This is a genomic window from Arenibacter echinorum (assembly GCF_003259375.1).
Taxonomy (GTDB): domain Bacteria; phylum Bacteroidota; class Bacteroidia; order Flavobacteriales; family Flavobacteriaceae; genus Arenibacter; species Arenibacter echinorum.
Window position 1 is genome coordinate 528,606 of record NZ_QLLN01000001.1, and the last position, 17,407, is coordinate 546,012.

General features: G+C 37.8%; 18 protein-coding genes. 10 read left to right on the forward strand and 8 right to left on the reverse strand.

The window, feature by feature from the left end:
* The first annotated feature begins 313 nt into the window (after window positions 1–313).
* Window positions 314–1,594, forward strand: a complete 1,281-nt coding sequence (locus LV92_RS02330; RefSeq protein ID WP_111622053.1) for a DUF2254 domain-containing protein — start codon at window positions 314–316, stop codon at window positions 1,592–1,594.
* A gap of 94 nt (window positions 1,595–1,688) precedes the next feature.
* Window positions 1,689–3,050 carry an NAD-dependent succinate-semialdehyde dehydrogenase gene (locus LV92_RS02335; RefSeq protein WP_111622054.1) on the forward strand — a complete coding sequence of 454 codons (1,362 nt, stop codon included), beginning with the start codon at window positions 1,689–1,691 and terminating at the stop codon, window positions 3,048–3,050.
* Window positions 3,051–3,074: 24 nt separating this feature from the next.
* On the opposite strand, the gene LV92_RS02340 is transcribed toward LV92_RS02335, so the two are convergent.
* From LV92_RS02340 to rho, 5 genes are all read right to left on the reverse strand, one after another.
* Complete coding sequence (locus LV92_RS02340; protein ID WP_111622055.1) at window positions 3,075–3,692, reverse strand: nitroreductase family protein; 618 nt, start codon at window positions 3,690–3,692, stop codon at window positions 3,075–3,077.
* Window positions 3,693–4,066: 374 nt separating this feature from the next.
* Window positions 4,067–4,267 carry a hypothetical protein gene (locus LV92_RS02345; RefSeq protein WP_111622056.1) on the reverse strand — a complete coding sequence of 67 codons (201 nt, stop codon included), beginning with the start codon at window positions 4,265–4,267 and terminating at the stop codon, window positions 4,067–4,069.
* On the reverse strand, window positions 4,258–4,938 hold the full coding sequence (locus tag LV92_RS02350; protein ID WP_211322915.1) for a hypothetical protein: 681 nt from the start codon (window positions 4,936–4,938) through the stop codon (window positions 4,258–4,260). Before LV92_RS02350 ends, LV92_RS02345 begins: the two co-directional genes overlap by 10 nt.
* Before the next feature lie 40 nt (window positions 4,939–4,978).
* Window positions 4,979–5,668 (reverse strand): hypothetical protein, encoded by a 690-nt coding sequence (locus LV92_RS02355; protein ID WP_111622058.1) that lies wholly within the window; start codon window positions 5,666–5,668, stop codon window positions 4,979–4,981.
* A gap of 239 nt (window positions 5,669–5,907) precedes the next feature.
* The gene (gene rho, locus LV92_RS02360) at window positions 5,908–7,593 is read right to left on the reverse strand and encodes a transcription termination factor Rho (protein ID WP_111622059.1); all 1,686 of its coding nucleotides are present in this window, start codon (window positions 7,591–7,593) and stop codon (window positions 5,908–5,910) included.
* Between the two features lie 197 nt (window positions 7,594–7,790).
* Between rho and LV92_RS02365 the strand changes: the two genes are divergently transcribed.
* Window positions 7,791–8,201: a DUF4293 domain-containing protein gene (locus LV92_RS02365; RefSeq protein ID WP_111622060.1), complete on the forward strand. Its 411-nt coding sequence runs from the start codon at window positions 7,791–7,793 to the stop codon at window positions 8,199–8,201.
* A gap of 173 nt (window positions 8,202–8,374) precedes the next feature.
* Here LV92_RS02365 and LV92_RS02370 read toward each other — a convergent pair whose 3' ends face one another.
* On the reverse strand, window positions 8,375–8,872 hold the full coding sequence (locus tag LV92_RS02370) for a metallophosphoesterase family protein (protein ID WP_111622061.1): 498 nt from the start codon (window positions 8,870–8,872) through the stop codon (window positions 8,375–8,377).
* A gap of 224 nt (window positions 8,873–9,096) precedes the next feature.
* Between LV92_RS02370 and truA the strand changes: the two genes are divergently transcribed.
* Both truA and LV92_RS02380 read left to right on the forward strand, forming a co-directional pair.
* On the forward strand, window positions 9,097–9,849 hold the full coding sequence (truA, locus tag LV92_RS02375) for a tRNA pseudouridine(38-40) synthase TruA (protein ID WP_111622062.1): 753 nt from the start codon (window positions 9,097–9,099) through the stop codon (window positions 9,847–9,849).
* Window positions 9,842–11,608, forward strand: a complete 1,767-nt coding sequence (locus tag LV92_RS02380; protein ID WP_111622063.1) for an ABC transporter ATP-binding protein — start codon at window positions 9,842–9,844, stop codon at window positions 11,606–11,608. Before truA ends, LV92_RS02380 begins: the two co-directional genes overlap by 8 nt.
* A 22-nt stretch (window positions 11,609–11,630) precedes the next feature.
* Here LV92_RS02380 and LV92_RS02385 read toward each other — a convergent pair whose 3' ends face one another.
* Both LV92_RS02385 and folP read right to left on the reverse strand, forming a co-directional pair.
* Window positions 11,631–12,416: a diadenylate cyclase gene (locus tag LV92_RS02385; protein WP_111622064.1), complete on the reverse strand. Its 786-nt coding sequence runs from the start codon at window positions 12,414–12,416 to the stop codon at window positions 11,631–11,633.
* Window positions 12,417–12,526: 110 nt separating this feature from the next.
* The gene (gene folP / locus LV92_RS02390; RefSeq protein WP_111622065.1) at window positions 12,527–13,366 is read right to left on the reverse strand and encodes a dihydropteroate synthase; all 840 of its coding nucleotides are present in this window, start codon (window positions 13,364–13,366) and stop codon (window positions 12,527–12,529) included.
* Between the two features lie 108 nt (window positions 13,367–13,474).
* On the opposite strand from folP, the gene LV92_RS02395 reads away from it, so the two are divergent.
* The 5 genes from LV92_RS02395 to LV92_RS02415 all read left to right on the forward strand — a co-directional run bounded on the left by LV92_RS02395 (window position 13,475) and on the right by LV92_RS02415 (window position 17,311).
* Entirely contained in the window at window positions 13,475–14,023 is a 549-nt protein-coding gene (locus tag LV92_RS02395) for a DUF1599 domain-containing protein (RefSeq protein WP_111622066.1), read from the forward strand.
* Window positions 14,024–14,104: 81 nt separating this feature from the next.
* A complete protein-coding gene (locus LV92_RS02400) occupies window positions 14,105–15,202 on the forward strand; it encodes a BT_3928 family protein (protein ID WP_111622067.1) in 1,098 nt (365 codons plus the stop codon).
* 78 nt (window positions 15,203–15,280) lie between these two features.
* A complete protein-coding gene (tpiA, locus tag LV92_RS02405) occupies window positions 15,281–16,033 on the forward strand; it encodes a triose-phosphate isomerase (protein ID WP_111622068.1) in 753 nt (250 codons plus the stop codon).
* A 144-nt stretch (window positions 16,034–16,177) separates the two neighbouring features.
* On the forward strand, window positions 16,178–17,014 hold the full coding sequence (gene prmA / locus LV92_RS02410; RefSeq protein ID WP_111622069.1) for a 50S ribosomal protein L11 methyltransferase: 837 nt from the start codon (window positions 16,178–16,180) through the stop codon (window positions 17,012–17,014).
* Between the two features lie 21 nt (window positions 17,015–17,035).
* Complete coding sequence (locus tag LV92_RS02415) at window positions 17,036–17,311, forward strand: ATP-dependent Clp protease adaptor ClpS (RefSeq protein WP_072862636.1); 276 nt, start codon at window positions 17,036–17,038, stop codon at window positions 17,309–17,311.
* Window positions 17,312–17,407: the final 96 nt, after the last annotated feature.

Here is a 17,407-nt window from a genome sequence, read left to right on the forward strand (position 1 = left end):
CAGTTGTAGTTCGTAGTAATTCAAAGAAGAATACATTTAAACCCAAATGTCCCCCCGAAATTTTGGGTTTATCTGATTGCCAATTCTTAAATGGCAATATTTTTCTTTTTCTTATAAGTCAAATTTATCAAAGGGGGTTAACATTTATGTGCTGTAATCTAAATAATATTGACTCTTATACAAATAAACAAGGCAGCAGACAATTGTTGGTTTTTTTAATTCATTCCAGTGTTTGCGATACAATTTATTGGTATTGGGCTAGTCGTATAAAAGGGATTAATTACCTTTAAACAACTTGTTAATTAATTGCACCATGTTTAAATATGCCATTAAAATATTGAAGGTGTTTTATCGCAGAGTGCTACTGAGTATTGCATTTTATCCTGTGCTAATTTCATTTGCATTTTTTCTATTGGCATTTATAATATTGGAACTGGAAAGTTTGGAATTGGCCGAAACGTTAAAAGAACGGATACCTTACCTTTTTATAAAAGATTATGAAACGGCCCGTGCCATTTTAACAACGTTGATTGGTGGCATTCTTTCATTAACGGTGTTTAGTTTTACAATGGTCATGGTTGTACTCAGCCAAGCTTCTTCCAATTTTTCACCGAGATTATTACCGAGTTTGGTTTCCAATAAAAGACATCAACTAATTCTGGGAGTATACATCGGTACTTTGTTGTACTGTATTATAATTCTAATTGCTCTAGGAGCTAACGATATTGATACACATTCGGTTGGGTTCTCAACCATGTTGGCCGCAATTTCAGGAGTATTTTGTATAGGACTGTTTGTCTATTTCATTCATAGTATTTCCACATCTATTCAAATTCAAAATATTATAGATAATATATTTCGATCCAGCTCAAGGTATTTGGACAAAGATTATGAAGATACTTGTAATTTGAAAGTTGGCTTGCAAGAATTTAGGATGGATAATTTTGAAACCATTTATTCCCATAAGTCGGGCTATTACAGAGGATTTGATAATTCTTTGTTAAGCGATTCCTTAGCTGAACATTGCCATCAAATTGAAGTAGTGCCATACGTTGGCAGGCATTTATGGGAGGGAATGCCCTTGTTAAAGGTTCAGAATGTGCTTAAGGATGAAGATTTGGAGGACCTAATGTTGTGTGTAAATATTAGCAGTAATAGAAGCGATCAAAACGAGGGATTTGATGGATTTATTAAATTGATGGAAATAGCAGTCAAAGCAATGTCACCTGGGATAAATGATCCTGGGACAGCTATTGATGCCATTAATAGATTGGCACCTCTACTGGTAAAAATCATGAGATTTCCACATAAAACATCTAATTATTTAAGGGAAGGCAAGATCATTCTGGTCAGAACGAACGTTACCGCCAAGGAACTAATGCAGACAATTATTCAACCTATCCGGTTGTATGCAAAAAAAGATAGCTCAGTTGTTCTTGTCCTTATTGGAGCTTTAAAATATCTTGTACAAGACACAAAAATTTCTAAGGAAAATAGGGACGAAATACAAAAGGAATTGGAGGCCTTAAAAATGGATATAATTGCCACAATTGAAAATAAATATGACCGGGAAAAAATTCTGGCTTTTTTTTAATAAACCTTAGGGCAAATATTAATGCCCTTGACCTTTACTTATATTCACGGACATATTTATAAACTTAGATCAATAACTATAAATTGGTATTAAAATGGAATATTTAGAATCAGTGAACCCTTATGATGGCAAGTCATTGGAAAAATATAAAATATTTTCGGATGACGATATAGATAAGGTATTGGCCAAAACCGAACAGGTCTTCCAAAACTGGAAAAATGTAAGTGTAGAACATAGGTCGGGACTTTTAAAAAAACTGGCCAAGGCTTTGTTGAAAAATAAAAAATCTTACGCTCAATTAATGTCCAAGGAGATGGGGAAACCCGTAAATCAAGGTATTGCCGAAATTGAAAAGTGCGCTTGGGCCTGCGATTTTTATGCTAAGAATGCCGTTGGGTTTCTTGCAGATGACCTTATAGATACCGAGGCGGACGAAAGTTTTGTAAGTTACGATCCCATTGGATGTGTATTGGCCATTATGCCATGGAACTTTCCCTTTTGGCAGGTAATCCGTTTCGCGGCACCAACGCTCACTGCAGGTAATACTGTAATATTAAAACATGCCAGTAATGTCCCAGGCTGCAGCTTGGCACTTCAGGAATTGTTTCTTTCGGCAGGCTATCCAGAAGGCAGCTTTCAGTCTCTTATTGCGGACCATCAAAAGCTTGAATCTATCATTGGGAATTCTATTGTACAAGGTGTAACCCTTACGGGAAGTGAGAAGGCAGGTAGGGCAATTGCGGCCCAGGCAGGAAAGCATTTAAAAAAATGTGTTATGGAACTAGGGGGCAATAATGCCTGTATAGTATGGGAAGATGCTGATTTGGACAAATATATGGACACCATGGTTATGGCCAGAATGCAAAATACCGGTCAAAGTTGTATAGCGGCAAAAAGATTCATAGTTGTCGAAACTATTTACGAGGAGTTTCTAATCAAGTTTACCAAAAGAGTCCAAGATCTTAAATCTGGAGATCCCTTGGATAAACACACGAATATAGGGGTCATGGCTAGAGAGGACCTGGCCAAAACTTTGGAGGAACAAGTCAAGGATTCCTTGGACAAGGGGGCTCAAGTTAAGATTGGAAATAAGCGGGACGGAGCCTATTATGAGCCTACAGTACTTACTGGTGTACTACCAGGTATGCCTGCCTTTGATGAAGAACTTTTTGGCCCAGTGGCAGCAGTGGTCAAGGCAAAGGATAGGAAGGAGGCCGTTGTGATGGCGGCAAATTCTAAATTTGGTCTGGGGTCCATGCTGTTCACAGAAGATATAAAATCTGCACGGAAAATAATTGGGGACATACCTGATGGGGCATTTTTTATAAATGAAATGGTGAAGTCCGATCCAAGATTACCATTCGGAGGAACGAAAGCGTCGGGATTTGGTCGTGAGCTTTCCATGGAAGGTATATTGGAGTTTGTGAACAAAAAGACGGTCTATATAAGGAAATAGAATTTTGGCTCGAATTTGCTATAGCTATATATTTTGGTCTGTACCCCAACTATTTTTAAACGCAAATTGGTTTTGGGGCATACGTTGCCGTTCGCTAATTTCTTTCTCCTGAAGTTTTTGGGGCAGATCATCCAGTTCCCCACCATAATAGCCTAGGGCAATTGCCGTTACAATATGGAAATCTTCTGGGATATTGAAGATGTGTTGGGCTTTTTTGTAGTCTAATCCGGCCATATGGTGCATGGCTATTCCCATGTACTGTGCCTGAACTGTCATAGCACCCAATCCTATGCCCAGGTCATGAAGCGCGTGTAAATTCTCTTTTCCCTTTTCGGTTTCTTTCTTGTATGCCGTAAGTATTAAAAGGGGAGCATTCTTGGCCCATATCTTATTGGAATCTGTTAGGTTGTCTATAATTTTTCTATAGGCCTCTGAACCTTTCTCCGCATATAGGAATCGCCAGGGCTGTTGATTATTGGAACTCGGAGCCCAGCGCACAGCTTCAAAAAGTTGGTGCAAATGTTGTTCGGTAATTTTTTTATCCTTAAAAATCCGAGGACTATATCTTTGTTTTAAGAGTGCAAATATTTCGTAATCGGAATCGGCAATGTTTTCTAATTGTATTTGTTCCGGTGCTGTCATGATTTCTTTTTTTAGCAATGTTTTGTTAATCGGTTTTTTTCGTGAAATAACTGGGTTGCCATAATAAATGATTCTACTATAGCAGCTATTTTATTATGACCGTTCATTCTATGGGTTCGCAACTTGCTCTAGGGCTTAACATCATTAGTTTCAACTTTTATTAAATGGACCCTAACACAGCTTTTGTCGGGCGTTGCTAGCGGGTCTACTTTATTCCTAATTATTTTGAGTTGTATTTGCCGCTGACAAAGGGCATTGTATACCTCTGAGCCAGTTATTTGTAGCTTCCCAAGGGATAGCCCACAAGGGAGTTTGAACTGTCGAGGCCTTAATTATTATACCAATGATAATAAATTTTGGGATGCTTCATTGACTCAAAACCAATAATAATTGATTCTTTCCAAAATGGTTTTTCGAGGTTTCTTTATAAGCTGATAATGATATGCCGTGTTTAATGTGGCATTTGTAACATATCCACCTGAAATAGCTCCAAGGGTAATGCGGTGGTCTATTTCTGAGATAGGATTTCTACCTAGAAACTCCAAGGGTTCCAGATTGGCCCAGGTTAAATCCAAAACTTGCGTTTCATTCTTAGGAATCCGATAATAAAACTGATATACATCAATGCGATCAGTGATAGGTGTATTCTTCTAATGTGAACATATTCGTTTAATTGGTAGGTATAATTGTAAAACCTGGAAGCCTTGATGGGGGCATAACCCAGATAAAAAATTAAAAGCCCAATGCTAATCCATTTAATGCCAGTAAACCTGTAATCCAATTTTTTTGAACTATGCCTATGTTCCAAGAAAAATAGGACAATGCATATCAAAATAGCAAACGCTCCGGCCAAATAGCTATATACCTGGGATTCTAACTTAAAGTTTTGAAAAAATGGATTTATCAGCGAGGCGGTCAGATAAAATATTCCGATCAATAATATGTAATTTTTATATTTTTTGTTCTCTATATAGTTCCAATAGACGTAAAAAAAATAGCTAAAGAAAACTAAGTTGTAAATATTGTAAATAAAAACATTGTGCTTTACAAAAGCAGAAAAAATGGAAATATGGAATACCTCATAGTTCTTTGTAAAATAGCCCAATAATTCTGTTAAGAAGGTGTACATTAAAAGTATTGGAAAATACTTTAAAGGAGTACTGTAATATTTGGGGTATTTTATTAAGGCTACTAATAAGGTTAGGGCATAGAGAGGTTGACTGGCATTCTCTAAAATAGTATCCAATATTTCCATTTTTACTTCGATCTGGGGTTAATGGATCTTTTTAATCCTCGTGATAAGGCGGAGGAACCATATTGGCCTCGTTCAGCACCAGACTCTTATTTCTGGCATAGAAGGGAGCAGGGGCTGCTGTAGGCATAAAGGAAGCCTCGGATTTACTTTCCCCTGTCTGCATCTTGTCCATTACTCCATCTTTTTTTGGTTCCAAATTATCAGTAAGTAAAACGGGGACATTCTTACCATCGTCCTCTTCCCTAATATAGAACCCATATTCCCGATCGTTGTCCTTTACAGCAGGTATTATAAAAAATGAATTTTGTTTTGGATGTTTTATTTCCCTACCATCTTCGAAGGACATTTTATCCGGATAATTGGAAAAATAAAAACGTAGGGAAGAAATCTCCACATTGGCCTTTTTAGCTTCTTGTTCAATATAGTTCATGTATTCCTTAATGGTGTTGTAGTCATAATAACCAAAACGGGCCACATCGAATTTCTTCTCTGGGGCAAGTTCATTTTCATATTTTTCAATTAAGCCTACCCTGCGCTCGCCGTAGGCATCGTACATGGTTTTTGCTTGGGAAACGGAAACAATCTGCTTGGGAGCACTAATTTCCATAGGTTCAGGTTCTGTTACCGGGGTTTTTTCCTTTTTTTGTTCACAGGACGTGAAACCAAAAACGGCAAGGATTCCAAGGCATAATGTTGCATGAATTCTTTTTAGGTTTTTCATAATTCAAATTTTTACAATTAGTTGTTAATTAAAGTAATTATTTAGTGGTAAGCGTTGGGGGAAAACACTTGTTAAATTATATGTTAAAGTACTGATTATTGTACATCTAAAAAAATCCCGCAAAAATATATATGTATTTTTATTTAAGGTGTTGATAACAAAAAAAATCCCATTTGGTTGTAACGCCAAATGGGATTTTAAGTCTGTCCCTAATTTTTTAGGGATTATTCTTATTGGTTTTATTGATTCATGGTGAGCAAAAACTCTTCGTTATTCTTGGTTTGTCTAAATCTTTGTTCAATGAATTCCATGGCCTCAACCGGATTCATGTCCGCTAAATACTTTCTCATGATCCACATTCTCTGAATGGTGTTTTCATCCAATAAAAGGTCGTCCCTTCTTGTACTTGAGGAAGTAAGATCGATGGCTGGGAATATTCTACGGTTGGATATTTTTCTATCCAATTGTAATTCCATGTTACCAGTTCCTTTGAATTCCTCAAAGATTACTTCATCCATTTTAGAGCCGGTTTCGGTAAGTGCTGTTGCAATAATGGTTAAGGAACCTCCGCCTTCAATATTACGCGCAGCTCCAAAGAAACGCTTTGGCTTATGAAGGGCGTTGGCATCAACACCACCACTCAATACCTTTCCGGAGGCTGGTTGTACTGTATTGTAAGCACGGGCAAGACGGGTAATGGAATCCAATAGGATAACCACATCGTGACCACATTCTACCAAGCGCTTAGCTTTTTCCAAAACAATATTGGCAACCCTAACATGTTCTGTTGCTTCCTTGTCAAAAGTAGAGGCAACAACCTCTCCGCGAACATTACGCTGCATGTCCGTAACTTCCTCTGGGCGTTCATCTATCAAAAGGATAATTTGATAAACTTCTGGATGATTGGCGGCAATACCATTGGCAATATCCTTCAAAAGCATGGTCTTACCAGTTTTTGGCTGGGATACGATCATACCTCTTTGTCCTTTTCCTATAGGACTGAATAAATCTATAATTCTTGTTGAGATGGTACTTTGTCTTTCAGCAAGATTGAATTTTTCTTGTGGGAATAACGGGGTCAAGTGTTCAAAAGACACCCTGTCCCTAACTATTTGGGGATCTATTCCGTTTATCTTATTTACCTTAATAAGTGGGAAATACTTCTCACCTTCTTTTGGAGGACGAACATTTCCAAGTACGGTATCTCCAGTTTTTAATCCAAACAATCTTATTTGGGATTGTGATACATAAATATCATCTGGAGAAGAAAGGTAGTTGTAATCCGAGGATCTTAAAAATCCGTAGCCATCCTGCATAATATCCAGGACCCCTTCACTTTCTATAATACTGTCGAACTCAAATTCCGGTTCTTTGTATTTGTTTTTTAGGTCCTTATCAAAATTGCTGTTGTTTTTGTCAACATTACCTTTTTGATGGTGTGGATTTTTTTTATGCTGAGGTTTGTTGGGTTGCGGAGTATTTTGCTGTGATGCATTTTGTTGCGTTGCACCTTTTTGAAAATCCTTTTTTGCCTGTACAGGATTATTGTGTTGGCGAGGTTTTCTTTCGCGTTTTGTATCCTCTTTTTTATCTTCAACCACAGAAGTGGTTTCTTCTGGGGTGCTCAATTTTTCTGTTGGTTCAATAGATTTCACCTCCGGTTTTTCAGGTGCGGGTGCCTTTGCCGCCGTTTCTTTTGGCTTAGACTTGATTATTCTAGACCTTTTGGGCTTGGCAGTACTGCTTTCCTCTGTGGTTACCTCGGTTCTTTCTTGAACAATTTTTGGATTGGATGCTTGAACATCCAAAATTTGATAGACCAAATCGAGCTTTTTTAAAGTTTTAAATTTGGCAACATTTAGGCCCTGGGCTATTTCCTGAAGCTCAGGAAGCTTTTTTGATTTTAAATCTGAAATCTCAAACATTAAGTTTTGAATAAATTATACTTATTACGAAAATATGAAGTGTATGTTGTTATTGTTTTTGGATAATAAGGGGAATGAAATCCCCTGTTGGTAAGTAATCTGACTTATAACGTAGCAATATTACAAATTATTTTCAATATTAGAGTGATAATTTTTAAAAAGACGCTTATTTTTGCTTCTCAATTGTATTAAAAAGCATGATTCAAAGAATTCAGACCCTTTATTTAATCGTAGTTATACTATTAGGGGCGGTTGTTCCGTTTTTTGTAAATCTATGGTCGGATGCTAGGGGTAATGAAATATTCGCGGAAAATGCAGTATTTGTTTCCATTGCTTTTTATGCCGTTGCAGTCCTTGGGCTGTTGGGGATAGTTTTATATAAAAATAGACAAAATCAATTTGTAGTGAACAGGTTGAATATAATATTGAATCTTTTTTTACTAGGATTTTTCGTTTACCGATCACTAAACTTATCCGGAGAAACTATTGTTTCTGAGAAGGGTATTGGGATGCTGATTCCTGTATTTTCTATCGTTTTTTTAGTCCTGGCCAACAGGGCAATAAAAAAGGATGAAGATCTTGTAAAATCTGTTGATCGATTGCGTTAAGCCTAACATCTTAGTAGTATTAGTGCGTGAACCCGGGGTAGTGCCCGGGTTTTTTTTATTGAAACTCGGTTTAAAAAAGTTGCTTGCAACGAATTTGTAGCTGATAGTAGAACTAATTCCGCTTTTTTAGCGGGATATTGTGGTTTAATTTTGGTATCAGAGGCCCCTGAGAATCATCCCCTCTTACCAAGCTCTATGATCTCCAGCTCCTTAATGTTCTCTTTTTCTATCTTAAATCTCAACATGGTCCGTATTTGATGAAAACCATGAATTCCACATGCCCCTGGGTTCATATGTAAAAGGTTTAACTTTTTATCCCACATTACTTTTAGAATATGGGAGTGTCCAGAGATGAAAAGTTTTGGGGGATCTCTTTTGATCTCCTCCCTGATACGCACATTATATTTGTTGGGATATCCGCCAATATGGGTCATCCAGACATCAACTTCCTCACATTTAAATCGGTTGTCCAAAGGATATTCCAACTGAATTTTGTTTTCGTCTATATTTCCATAGACGCCTTTTACCGGCTTTATTTTTAGTAAGGTATCCATTACTTCCAAATTACCAATGTCCCCCGCATGCCATATTTCATCGGCCTCCCCGGCATATTTTAGGATTTTCTCGTCCATATGCCCATGGGTATCGGAAAGAAGGAGTATTTTTTTCATGCGTTTAATTCTTTTTAATTTTTTGCCAAGAAAACAAATGACAAATATAAAAACTAGGTAACCCAACGGGTTTTACATTGGAATTTTTGGAGCTGTAAACATAAGGGAATTGCTCAAATGGGCATAGTAATACTTTATAACAATATTGTATTAAAACATTTCCTCTATCTGTTTTTCTCCCTTAGAACAAGTATCTTTGCCTACTACAAAACTAAATTATTCATTTGAGATATTTCGTCCAATTTTCTTATCAGGGCAGGTCGTATCACGGTTGGCAAAAACAGCCCAATGCAATAAGCGTACAGGAGGTTTTGGAAAACGCTTTTTCCTTAATTTTACGGGAATCAGTGTCTCTGACAGGGGCAGGGAGAACAGACGCAGGGGTCCACGCCAGGGAAATGTTCGCCCACTTTGATTCCGATTTACTTTTTGCTGGAACGGAAATAGTTCATCGTTTAAACGCTTATCTTCCAGAAGATATAGCCATTGTTTCTATATTTGAAGTTCCCGCAGAGTCACACGCCCGCTTCGATGCTACTGAGCGTACATACGAATATTGGATAGTGCAAAATAAGAATCCCTTTTTGGTAGATGGGGCCTATTATGTGAAATATCCGTTAAATATAGAGCAGATGAACAAAGCTGCAGCTATTTTAGTGGAGCATAAGGATTTTGAATGTTTTTCAAAATCCAATACCGATGTAAAAACCTACCGCTGCGATGTTAGAAAGGCCCAATGGACCAAAGATGGAGAGAAGTTGGTTTTTACCATAAGCGCCGATAGATTTTTGCGGAATATGGTCCGCGCCATAGTAGGAACCCTTATAGATGTTGGTTTGGGCAAATCTTCCCCGAGCAACATGGAGTATATTTTGGCAAGCAAGGATAGGGGTGAGGCCGGGGTATCGGTACCTGCAAAAGGATTATATTTGACAGCAATAAAATATCCAAAAAATATTATTGAGTACAATGGATAAGGATACAGGAAAAGCATTTGATTATAGATTGTTCAAGCGTCTGCTTAGACATGTTAGGCCATATAAATTAACTTTTTACGGCGTTGCCATAGCGGCAATCTTATTGTCGGGTTTTGCTGTTCTGACCCCTATTTTAGTAGGGGAAATTGTGGATAACGCCATTACCAATAAGGACGGGCAAAAATTATTGACCTTGACCTTGGCTATGGTAGGAGTTTTGATCGGCGAAGTTTTAAGTCAGCTTTATTTTAATTATTACGCCAATTGGTTGGGGGAATCCGTCATTAAGGATATTCGGATAAATCTCTTTAAGCACCTCATGGGTTTTAAAATGAAGTATTATGACAATTCCTCCATAGGCGTGTTGGTTACGCGTGCGGTTACGGACATGCAAAGGATAGGTGAAATTTTTAGTGAAGGTTTCTTCGTCATCGTATCCGACCTCCTTAAAATGTTGGTGGTGGCGATTGTAATGCTTGTAGCTAATTGGAAACTGTCGCTAATAGTATTTGCCGTATTGCCCATAATTTTATACGCAACCAGACTGTTTCAAAAGGCCATGAAGGTTGCTTTTATTGAGGTAAGGGCACAGGTTTCAAATCTAAATTCTTTTGTGCAGGAACGTATCACCGGAATGAAGATAGTACAGTTGTTTACGAGGGAAGAGATAGAGAAGGAAAAATTCAGGGAAATCAATGAGAAACATCAAAATGCCTGGTTAAAAACAGTTTGGTACAACTCCATTTTTTTTCCGGTGGCTGAAATTGTATCCTCTATTACCGTTGGATTGATAGTGTGGTACGGGGGTCTGCAGAATGTTACCAATATTAGTAAGGAAGAATACGGTACCATTTTCATGTTCATATTGCTGTCCAGTATGTTGTTCAGGCCACTTAGGCAAATTGCGGATAAATTCAATACCTTACAAATGGGAATGGTAGCCGCCAATAGGGTGTTTAAAATATTGGATACGGACAGTAATATTCAAGACGTAGGTACAATAGATAAAGACAGTATTAAAGGGGATATTGAGTTTCAAAATGTGCGCTTCGGCTATTTGGAAAATGAGGAAGTGCTACATGGAATTTCCTTTAAGGTAAAGGCGGGAGAGACCATTGCCATAGTGGGGGCAACGGGAGCCGGAAAATCTACCATAATTAATTTGCTCAATCGTTTCTACGAAATTAATTCCGGAGCTATTTTGATTGATGGGATTAATATCAAGGACTACAAGTTAAACTCTTTAAGGTCTAAAATTGCCGTAGTGTTGCAGGATGTATTTCTTTTTGCCGATACAATAGCCAATAATATTTCCCTAAAGAATGATGCTATTACCATAGAGCTTATGGAACAGGCCGCAAAGCAGATAGGTGTCCATGAATTTATTTCCAGTCTTCCCGGAGGTTATACCTACAATATAAAGGAAAGGGGTACCATGCTTTCCAGTGGTCAGCGACAGTTGATAGCCTTTTTAAGGGCCTATGTAAGTAATCCCAGTATTTTGGTATTGGATGAGGCTACATCTTCGGTAGATACCTATTCCGAGCAGTTGATACAACGTGCAACGGAAAAGATTACCGAAGGGCGTACTTCCATTATAATAGCACATCGTTTGGCAACGATTAAAAAGGCCGATAAAATATTGGTAATGCAGGACGGCTTGATAGTCGAGACAGGAACCCATAAAGAACTATTGAAACAAAAAGGGTATTATCAAAATTTATATGAAGCCCAATTTTTGGCCGAAGAGGTAGCCTAAGGTTTCCTTTGAGGTTATACAATTAAAGCAGGTCCGATTTAATTAAACTGGAAAGTTCTTCCAAATCCTTGTACAATACAAATTCACCATTTTTTATATAGGATATAAGGCCCGTTTCCTCACTCACTATGATGGCCAGGGCATCTGTTTTTTCCGTTATACCTACTGCTGCCCTATGTCTAAGTCCAAATCGCAATGGTATGGAACGTTCGTTGGAAACAGGGAGTATTACACGGGTAGCCACTATAAAATTATCCTCAATAACGGCCGCTCCATCATGTAAGGGGCTGTTCTTATAAAAAATACTTTCCAGAATAGGCTGGGTTATTTCAATATACATTTTATCTCCGGTCGACTTAACAAAGTCCAAGGAATTATTTCTGCCAATAATGATCAGGGCACCGGTTTTGGTACTTCCCATTCTTTCACAGGCAGATATAATAGCATCAACATTAGTGCCTATGGTAAGTCCGTCTTCCTTGAGGAATTTAAAATGCTTTAAAAAATTGCGTTTGGAGGCTAAATTGGTAGAGCCTACCATCAATAGAAATTTTCTGATTTCCTGTTGGAAAACAATGATAAGGGCAATTAGGCCCACTTGCATAAAACCACCGACCATGCTACTGATCATTTTCATATCCAAAACTTCGGTCAACTTCCAAAAAGCCCAAACAATAACGATTCCTATAAATATGTTAATGGCTACGGTTCCACGGACTAATTGGTATACATAATACATTAGTATAGCCACCAAAAAGATGTCTATAATATCGGTAACACTAAAATCTAAGAAGTTTAAAAAATCCAATCCTGTGGTTTTTGTAAAAATAGGAAATAAGCTATAACCTCATGATAAATTCGAAAAAATGTTTTGGCTCTTTTTTGAACAATTTTTCATTAGCTGGGAATAAAAATTGGTCACAGATGATTCTCGGATCCGTTAATGGCATTAAACAAATGGATACATTCCATGGCCTCCTTAACATCATGTACCCTTAATATATGAGATCCTTTGGTAAGCGAGTACATATGTAGGGCCGTACTGCCGTTCAAGGCATTTTTTGGAGTGGTTTCGAGTAGTCTGTAAATCATGGATTTCCTGCTTACGCCCGTTAAAATTGGCAGGTCCATGGTGTGCAGTAGATTAAATTTTTTCAGAATTTCATAGTTCTGTCCCAAGGTTTTTGCGAACCCAAAACCTGGATCAATAATAATATCATTAATACCGGCAGCCCTTGCCAAGGCTACTTTTTCCGAAAAATAATATAGTATTTCTCCCAAAAGGTTTTCGTAATTGGTCATGCCCTGCATAGTTCCGGGAGTTCCTTTCATATGCATCATAATATATGGTGCCCGGTGCTTACCTACTATTTCCAACATATTTGGATCCAAATTACCAGCGGAAATGTCATTGATTATTGCTGCTCCAAGGGAAAGACATTCATCGGCAACCCTACTTCTATAGGTGTCTATGGAGATAAGGATGTCCGGGAAGGTCTTTAGTAATAGTTTTAGGATAGGGATAATTCGAGCCAATTCCTCACTTTCTTCTACAAGATCCGCACCTGGCCTGGAACTGTATGCCCCGATATCTATAAAACTTGCCCCATTGGCCAACATGGTTTCTACCTGTGCAATAATCTCGGTTTCGTCTTTGTATTTGCCACCATCGTAGAAGGAGTCGGGAGTAATATTGATTATCCCCATTACTCTGGGAGTACTTAGGTCCACTAAATTTCCTTTGCAGTTAATGGTCATGTTATTTATAAGATAAAGGGGAGTAAAACTTTTGGTAGTTAAGTTTAAATCTCGATTTTTGAATAGTTTAAAATTTTAAGCGAAATTTACACAAATTAGAAAGATTAAATGCATAATACTTCCGAGCAATACAATGCCGTCATTAAAATTTGTAGGGACCTTTTCCTGAAAAAGATGCAAGATTACGGCAGTGCATGGCGAATTTTAAGGCTTCCATCCCTTACAGATCAAATTTATATCAAAGCACAGCGCATTAGGAGTTTGCAGGAAAATGAAGTGCGCAAGGTGGATGAGGATGAGGTTTCCGAGTTTATCGGAATTATTAATTATTCCATTATGGCTTTGATTCAAATCGAAAAAGGAATAGTTGATCAACCAGATCTTTCCGCTGCAGAAGCTGTGACCCTGTTTGATAAGCACATTTCCATTACCAAGACCTTAATGGAAAATAAGAACCACGATTATGGCGAAGCCTGGCGGGAGATGAGGGTGAGTTCCCTGACAGATCTAATTTTGCAGAAGTTGTTGCGCGTTAAGCAAATAGAGGACAATAAAGGAAAAACATTAGTCAGTGAAGGGATAGATGCCAACTATCAGGATATGATCAACTATGCTGTATTTGCAATGATACATCTTGGGCAAAAAACAACATCCTAAATTTAATATTTAAACTTGTCCATTTAAGGCCGGTAAGTGATGATATCAATTTAAGTATAAAAATCAGAATTGTATTAGAATATGAAATATTTAGTGACTTTGTGTCGTATAATTGTAGGCATTTTATTTATAATCAGCGGATTTATTAAATTGAATGATCCAGTTGGGTTTTCCTTTAAATTGGAAGAATATTTTAGTCCAGGAGTACTCGATTTGGGTTTTTTGATGCCCTATGCATTAGGAATCTCTATTTTTGTAGTAATCCTGGAGGTACTGTTGGGTATTATGTTATTAATTGGGTTCAGAGCTAGAATTACGGTCTGGAGCTTACTTTTGATGATCATTTTCTTTACTTTTCTTACTTTTTATTCCGCATATTTCAATAAGGTTACCGATTGTGGCTGTTTTGGGGATGCCATAAAATTAACGCCTTGGGAATCCTTTACCAAGGATGTGATTTTATTGCTACTTATTGTCGTACTCTTCATGGGTGTAAAACATATTAAATCGCCTTTTGGTGATAGTTCCAAAAGACTTATTGTAGGTCTTAGTTTGTTGGTTAGTGCTATCTTTGCCTATTATGTGCTTAATCATTTACCAGCTTTGGATTTTAGGCCTTATAAAATAGGTGCCAATATTGAGGAAGGCATGAGTGTGCCAGAGGACGCTCCGGTAGCCATTTTTGATTACAGTTGGAAGTTTAATGTGGATGGCGAAGAAAAGGTAGTGGTTACCAATGGCGATTATCCGGCTGTAAATGGAGAGTTTATTGGAGTGGAAACCAAGGAAATTCAAAAGGGATACGAACCTCCGATCCATGATTTTACAATTGAATTGGATGGTGAGGATATGGCAGCCTCCTTGCTACAGGAACCTAAATTGGTTATGGTGATAGCCTATGATCTGGCAAAGAGCAATTACAGGGCTTTTGGTGAGATTAAGGAGGTAACAGATAAGGCTATGAAGAATGGATATAAGGTTATAGGAATGTCCGCTTCGGGAAAGGATTATACCCAAAAACTGAAAAAGGAATATCAATTGGGTTTCGATTTTTATTTCACAGATGAAACCACTTTAAAAACCATTGTACGCTCCAATCCTGGTGTGTTGGTGTTGGAAGAGGGGACAATAATACAAAAAGTCCATTACAACGACTTGGAGGATTTGAAGTTTGAATAATTCTTAAGCAATGCCTCTATAACCAAAGATAAATTAGCCTTAACGATATTAAAGGGAACAACATAAATTAGAATCAAAATGAGAAGTAAAATAGTAGCAGGAAATTGGAAAATGAACAAGAATTTAGCGGAAACAGAAGTTTTGTTAGCAGAACTTTCCGCTAAACTTCCAGATACCAAGGCAGAAGTGATGGTGGCACCTACATTTGTAAATTTGAGCGCTGCGGTGGATCAATTAAAATCATCCAGCATTGAGGTAGTAGCCCAGAACATGCATTTTGCGGAAAATGGCGCCTACACTGGTGAAATATCGGCCAATATGCTGTTAGGGATAGGGGTAGACACCGTAATTATAGGTCACTCGGAAAGAAGGGCTTATTTTGGAGAGACCGATGAGATTTTAGCCAAAAAGGTAGTAGCTGCCCTGGGAAAAAACATGAGAGTAATGTTTTGCTTTGGAGAGGAATTGGAGGATCGTAAGTCCAGTAACCACTTTAAAATTGTGGAAAGCCAATTAAAAAATGCTTTATTTTCCTTAGATGCCTCTGCATGGAGTAAAATTATCCTGGCCTATGAGCCGGTATGGGCCATAGGTACCGGAGAAACCGCTTCGCCGGAACAAGCACAGGAAATGCACGCTTTTATTCGCAAGACTATTACCAATGCTTATGATGCAGGTATAGCAAACAATGTTTCCATACTTTACGGAGGTAGTGTGAAACCAAATAATGCGGTAGAGATTTTTTCCAAACCGGATGTAGATGGCGGTTTAATAGGTGGAGCTGCTTTGGTAGCGGACGACTTTATTGCTATAATTAACGCAATAGCATAAGAAACCGACAATAAATATTGGATTCAAGCCTTGTGATAATTACTTAATTGAAGGGTTTGGGTGCAACGAAATAATTTAAAGGCCCGTTGAAATATCAACGGGTTCTTCTTACCTAAAAGGTGTCTAATTAAGTTTTTTAACGAAATGTTGAATTCTATATATCTAGAGTATAATTTTAAGGTAGTCCCTGTTCAACCGGCTTCGGATATTCTCATTGCGGAATTGGGAGAAGTGCAATTTGAAAGTTTTGTGGAAACGGAAGATGGGGTTCAAGCTTATATTAAACAGGAAGATTGGTATCCAAATATTCTGGATGACCTACAGATTCTTTCCAATCCTTTGTTTAGTATTGATTATGATTATTCGGAGATAGAACAGGAGAATTGGAACGCTACCTGGGAGAGTAACTTCAATCCTATTCAAGTTGGTCAGCAGTGTGTTATAAGAGCGCCGTTTCATGAAAAGCCCAAGGTGGAGTATGACATTGTTATAGAGCCAAAGATGAGTTTTGGGACTGGCCATCATGAAACCACCCATATGATGTTACAACATATACTGGAACATGATTTAAAAGGGAAATCCGTTTTGGATATGGGAAGTGGAACCGGGGTTTTGGCTATTTTGGCGGCCATGAAAGGAGCAGCTGCCATAGATGCTATAGATATTGATAACTGGTGCTACCTAAATGCCAAAGAAAATGTAGAGCGCAACAATTGCAACCATATTAATGTGTACGAAGGAACAGCCGACTTACTGGTAGACCAGAAATACGACATTATCATAGCCAATATAAATAGAAACATTTTGCTGGAAGACATACCGACCTATGTGAAATCATTAAAAAAGGGCGGCATATTATTTTTAAGTGGCTTTTATAAAGAGGATATCCCACGGATTTCGGAAAGATGTAAGGAAGTAGGGTTAAAATTCGAAAAAAATCTGGAAAAGAATAATTGGGTTGCCGTAAAATATGTATTTTAGGAGGTATTAAAATTGAATTCTATGAGTACAAAGGAAAAAGTCTCGGAAGAATTACTTTTGGATGAGGAGACTGTAAAGCAAAATGAGATTGTTTTGTTCAATGATGAGGTTAATACTTTTGATCACGTTATTGAAACTTTAATAATGGCCTGTGACCATACTCCGGAACAGGCGGAGCAATGTTCCCTCATTGTACATTACAATGGAAAATGTACGGTTAAGACAGGGGAATATAACGATTTAAAGCCAAGGTGTAGTAAGCTTTTGAATGCTGGATTAAGTGCCGAGATCGTGTAAACAGGAAATAGATACCAAAAAGCCTTTTCTTCCTTATTTCAACCAACCAATTCACTTTCTAATGCAGGGAGTTGTTTTGTCCATACCCGTTTCCCT

Excerpts from the sequence above, each read along its gene's own strand:
- LV92_RS02330 (WP_111622053.1), top strand. The coding sequence starts at position 314 with ATGTTTAAATATGCCATTAAAATATTGAAGGTGTTTTATCGCAGAGTG.
- LV92_RS02335 (WP_111622054.1), top strand. The coding sequence starts at position 1,689 with ATGGAATATTTAGAATCAGTGAACCCTTATGATGGCAAGTCATTGGAA.
- LV92_RS02340 (WP_111622055.1), bottom strand. The coding sequence starts at position 3,692 with ATGACAGCACCGGAACAAATACAATTAGAAAACATTGCCGATTCCGAT.
- LV92_RS02355 (WP_111622058.1), bottom strand. The coding sequence starts at position 5,668 with ATGAAAAACCTAAAAAGAATTCATGCAACATTATGCCTTGGAATCCTT.
- rho (WP_111622059.1), bottom strand. The coding sequence starts at position 7,593 with ATGTTTGAGATTTCAGATTTAAAATCAAAAAAGCTTCCTGAGCTTCAG.
- LV92_RS02365 (WP_111622060.1), top strand. The coding sequence starts at position 7,791 with ATGATTCAAAGAATTCAGACCCTTTATTTAATCGTAGTTATACTATTA.
- LV92_RS02370 (WP_111622061.1), bottom strand. The coding sequence starts at position 8,872 with ATGAAAAAAATACTCCTTCTTTCCGATACCCATGGGCATATGGACGAG.
- LV92_RS02380 (WP_111622063.1), top strand. The coding sequence starts at position 9,842 with ATGGATAAGGATACAGGAAAAGCATTTGATTATAGATTGTTCAAGCGT.
- folP (WP_111622065.1), bottom strand. The coding sequence starts at position 13,366 with ATGACCATTAACTGCAAAGGAAATTTAGTGGACCTAAGTACTCCCAGA.
- LV92_RS02395 (WP_111622066.1), top strand. The coding sequence starts at position 13,475 with ATGCATAATACTTCCGAGCAATACAATGCCGTCATTAAAATTTGTAGG.
- LV92_RS02400 (WP_111622067.1), top strand. The coding sequence starts at position 14,105 with ATGAAATATTTAGTGACTTTGTGTCGTATAATTGTAGGCATTTTATTT.
- tpiA (WP_111622068.1), top strand. The coding sequence starts at position 15,281 with ATGAGAAGTAAAATAGTAGCAGGAAATTGGAAAATGAACAAGAATTTA.
- prmA (WP_111622069.1), top strand. The coding sequence starts at position 16,178 with ATGTTGAATTCTATATATCTAGAGTATAATTTTAAGGTAGTCCCTGTT.
- LV92_RS02415 (WP_072862636.1), top strand. The coding sequence starts at position 17,036 with ATGAGTACAAAGGAAAAAGTCTCGGAAGAATTACTTTTGGATGAGGAG.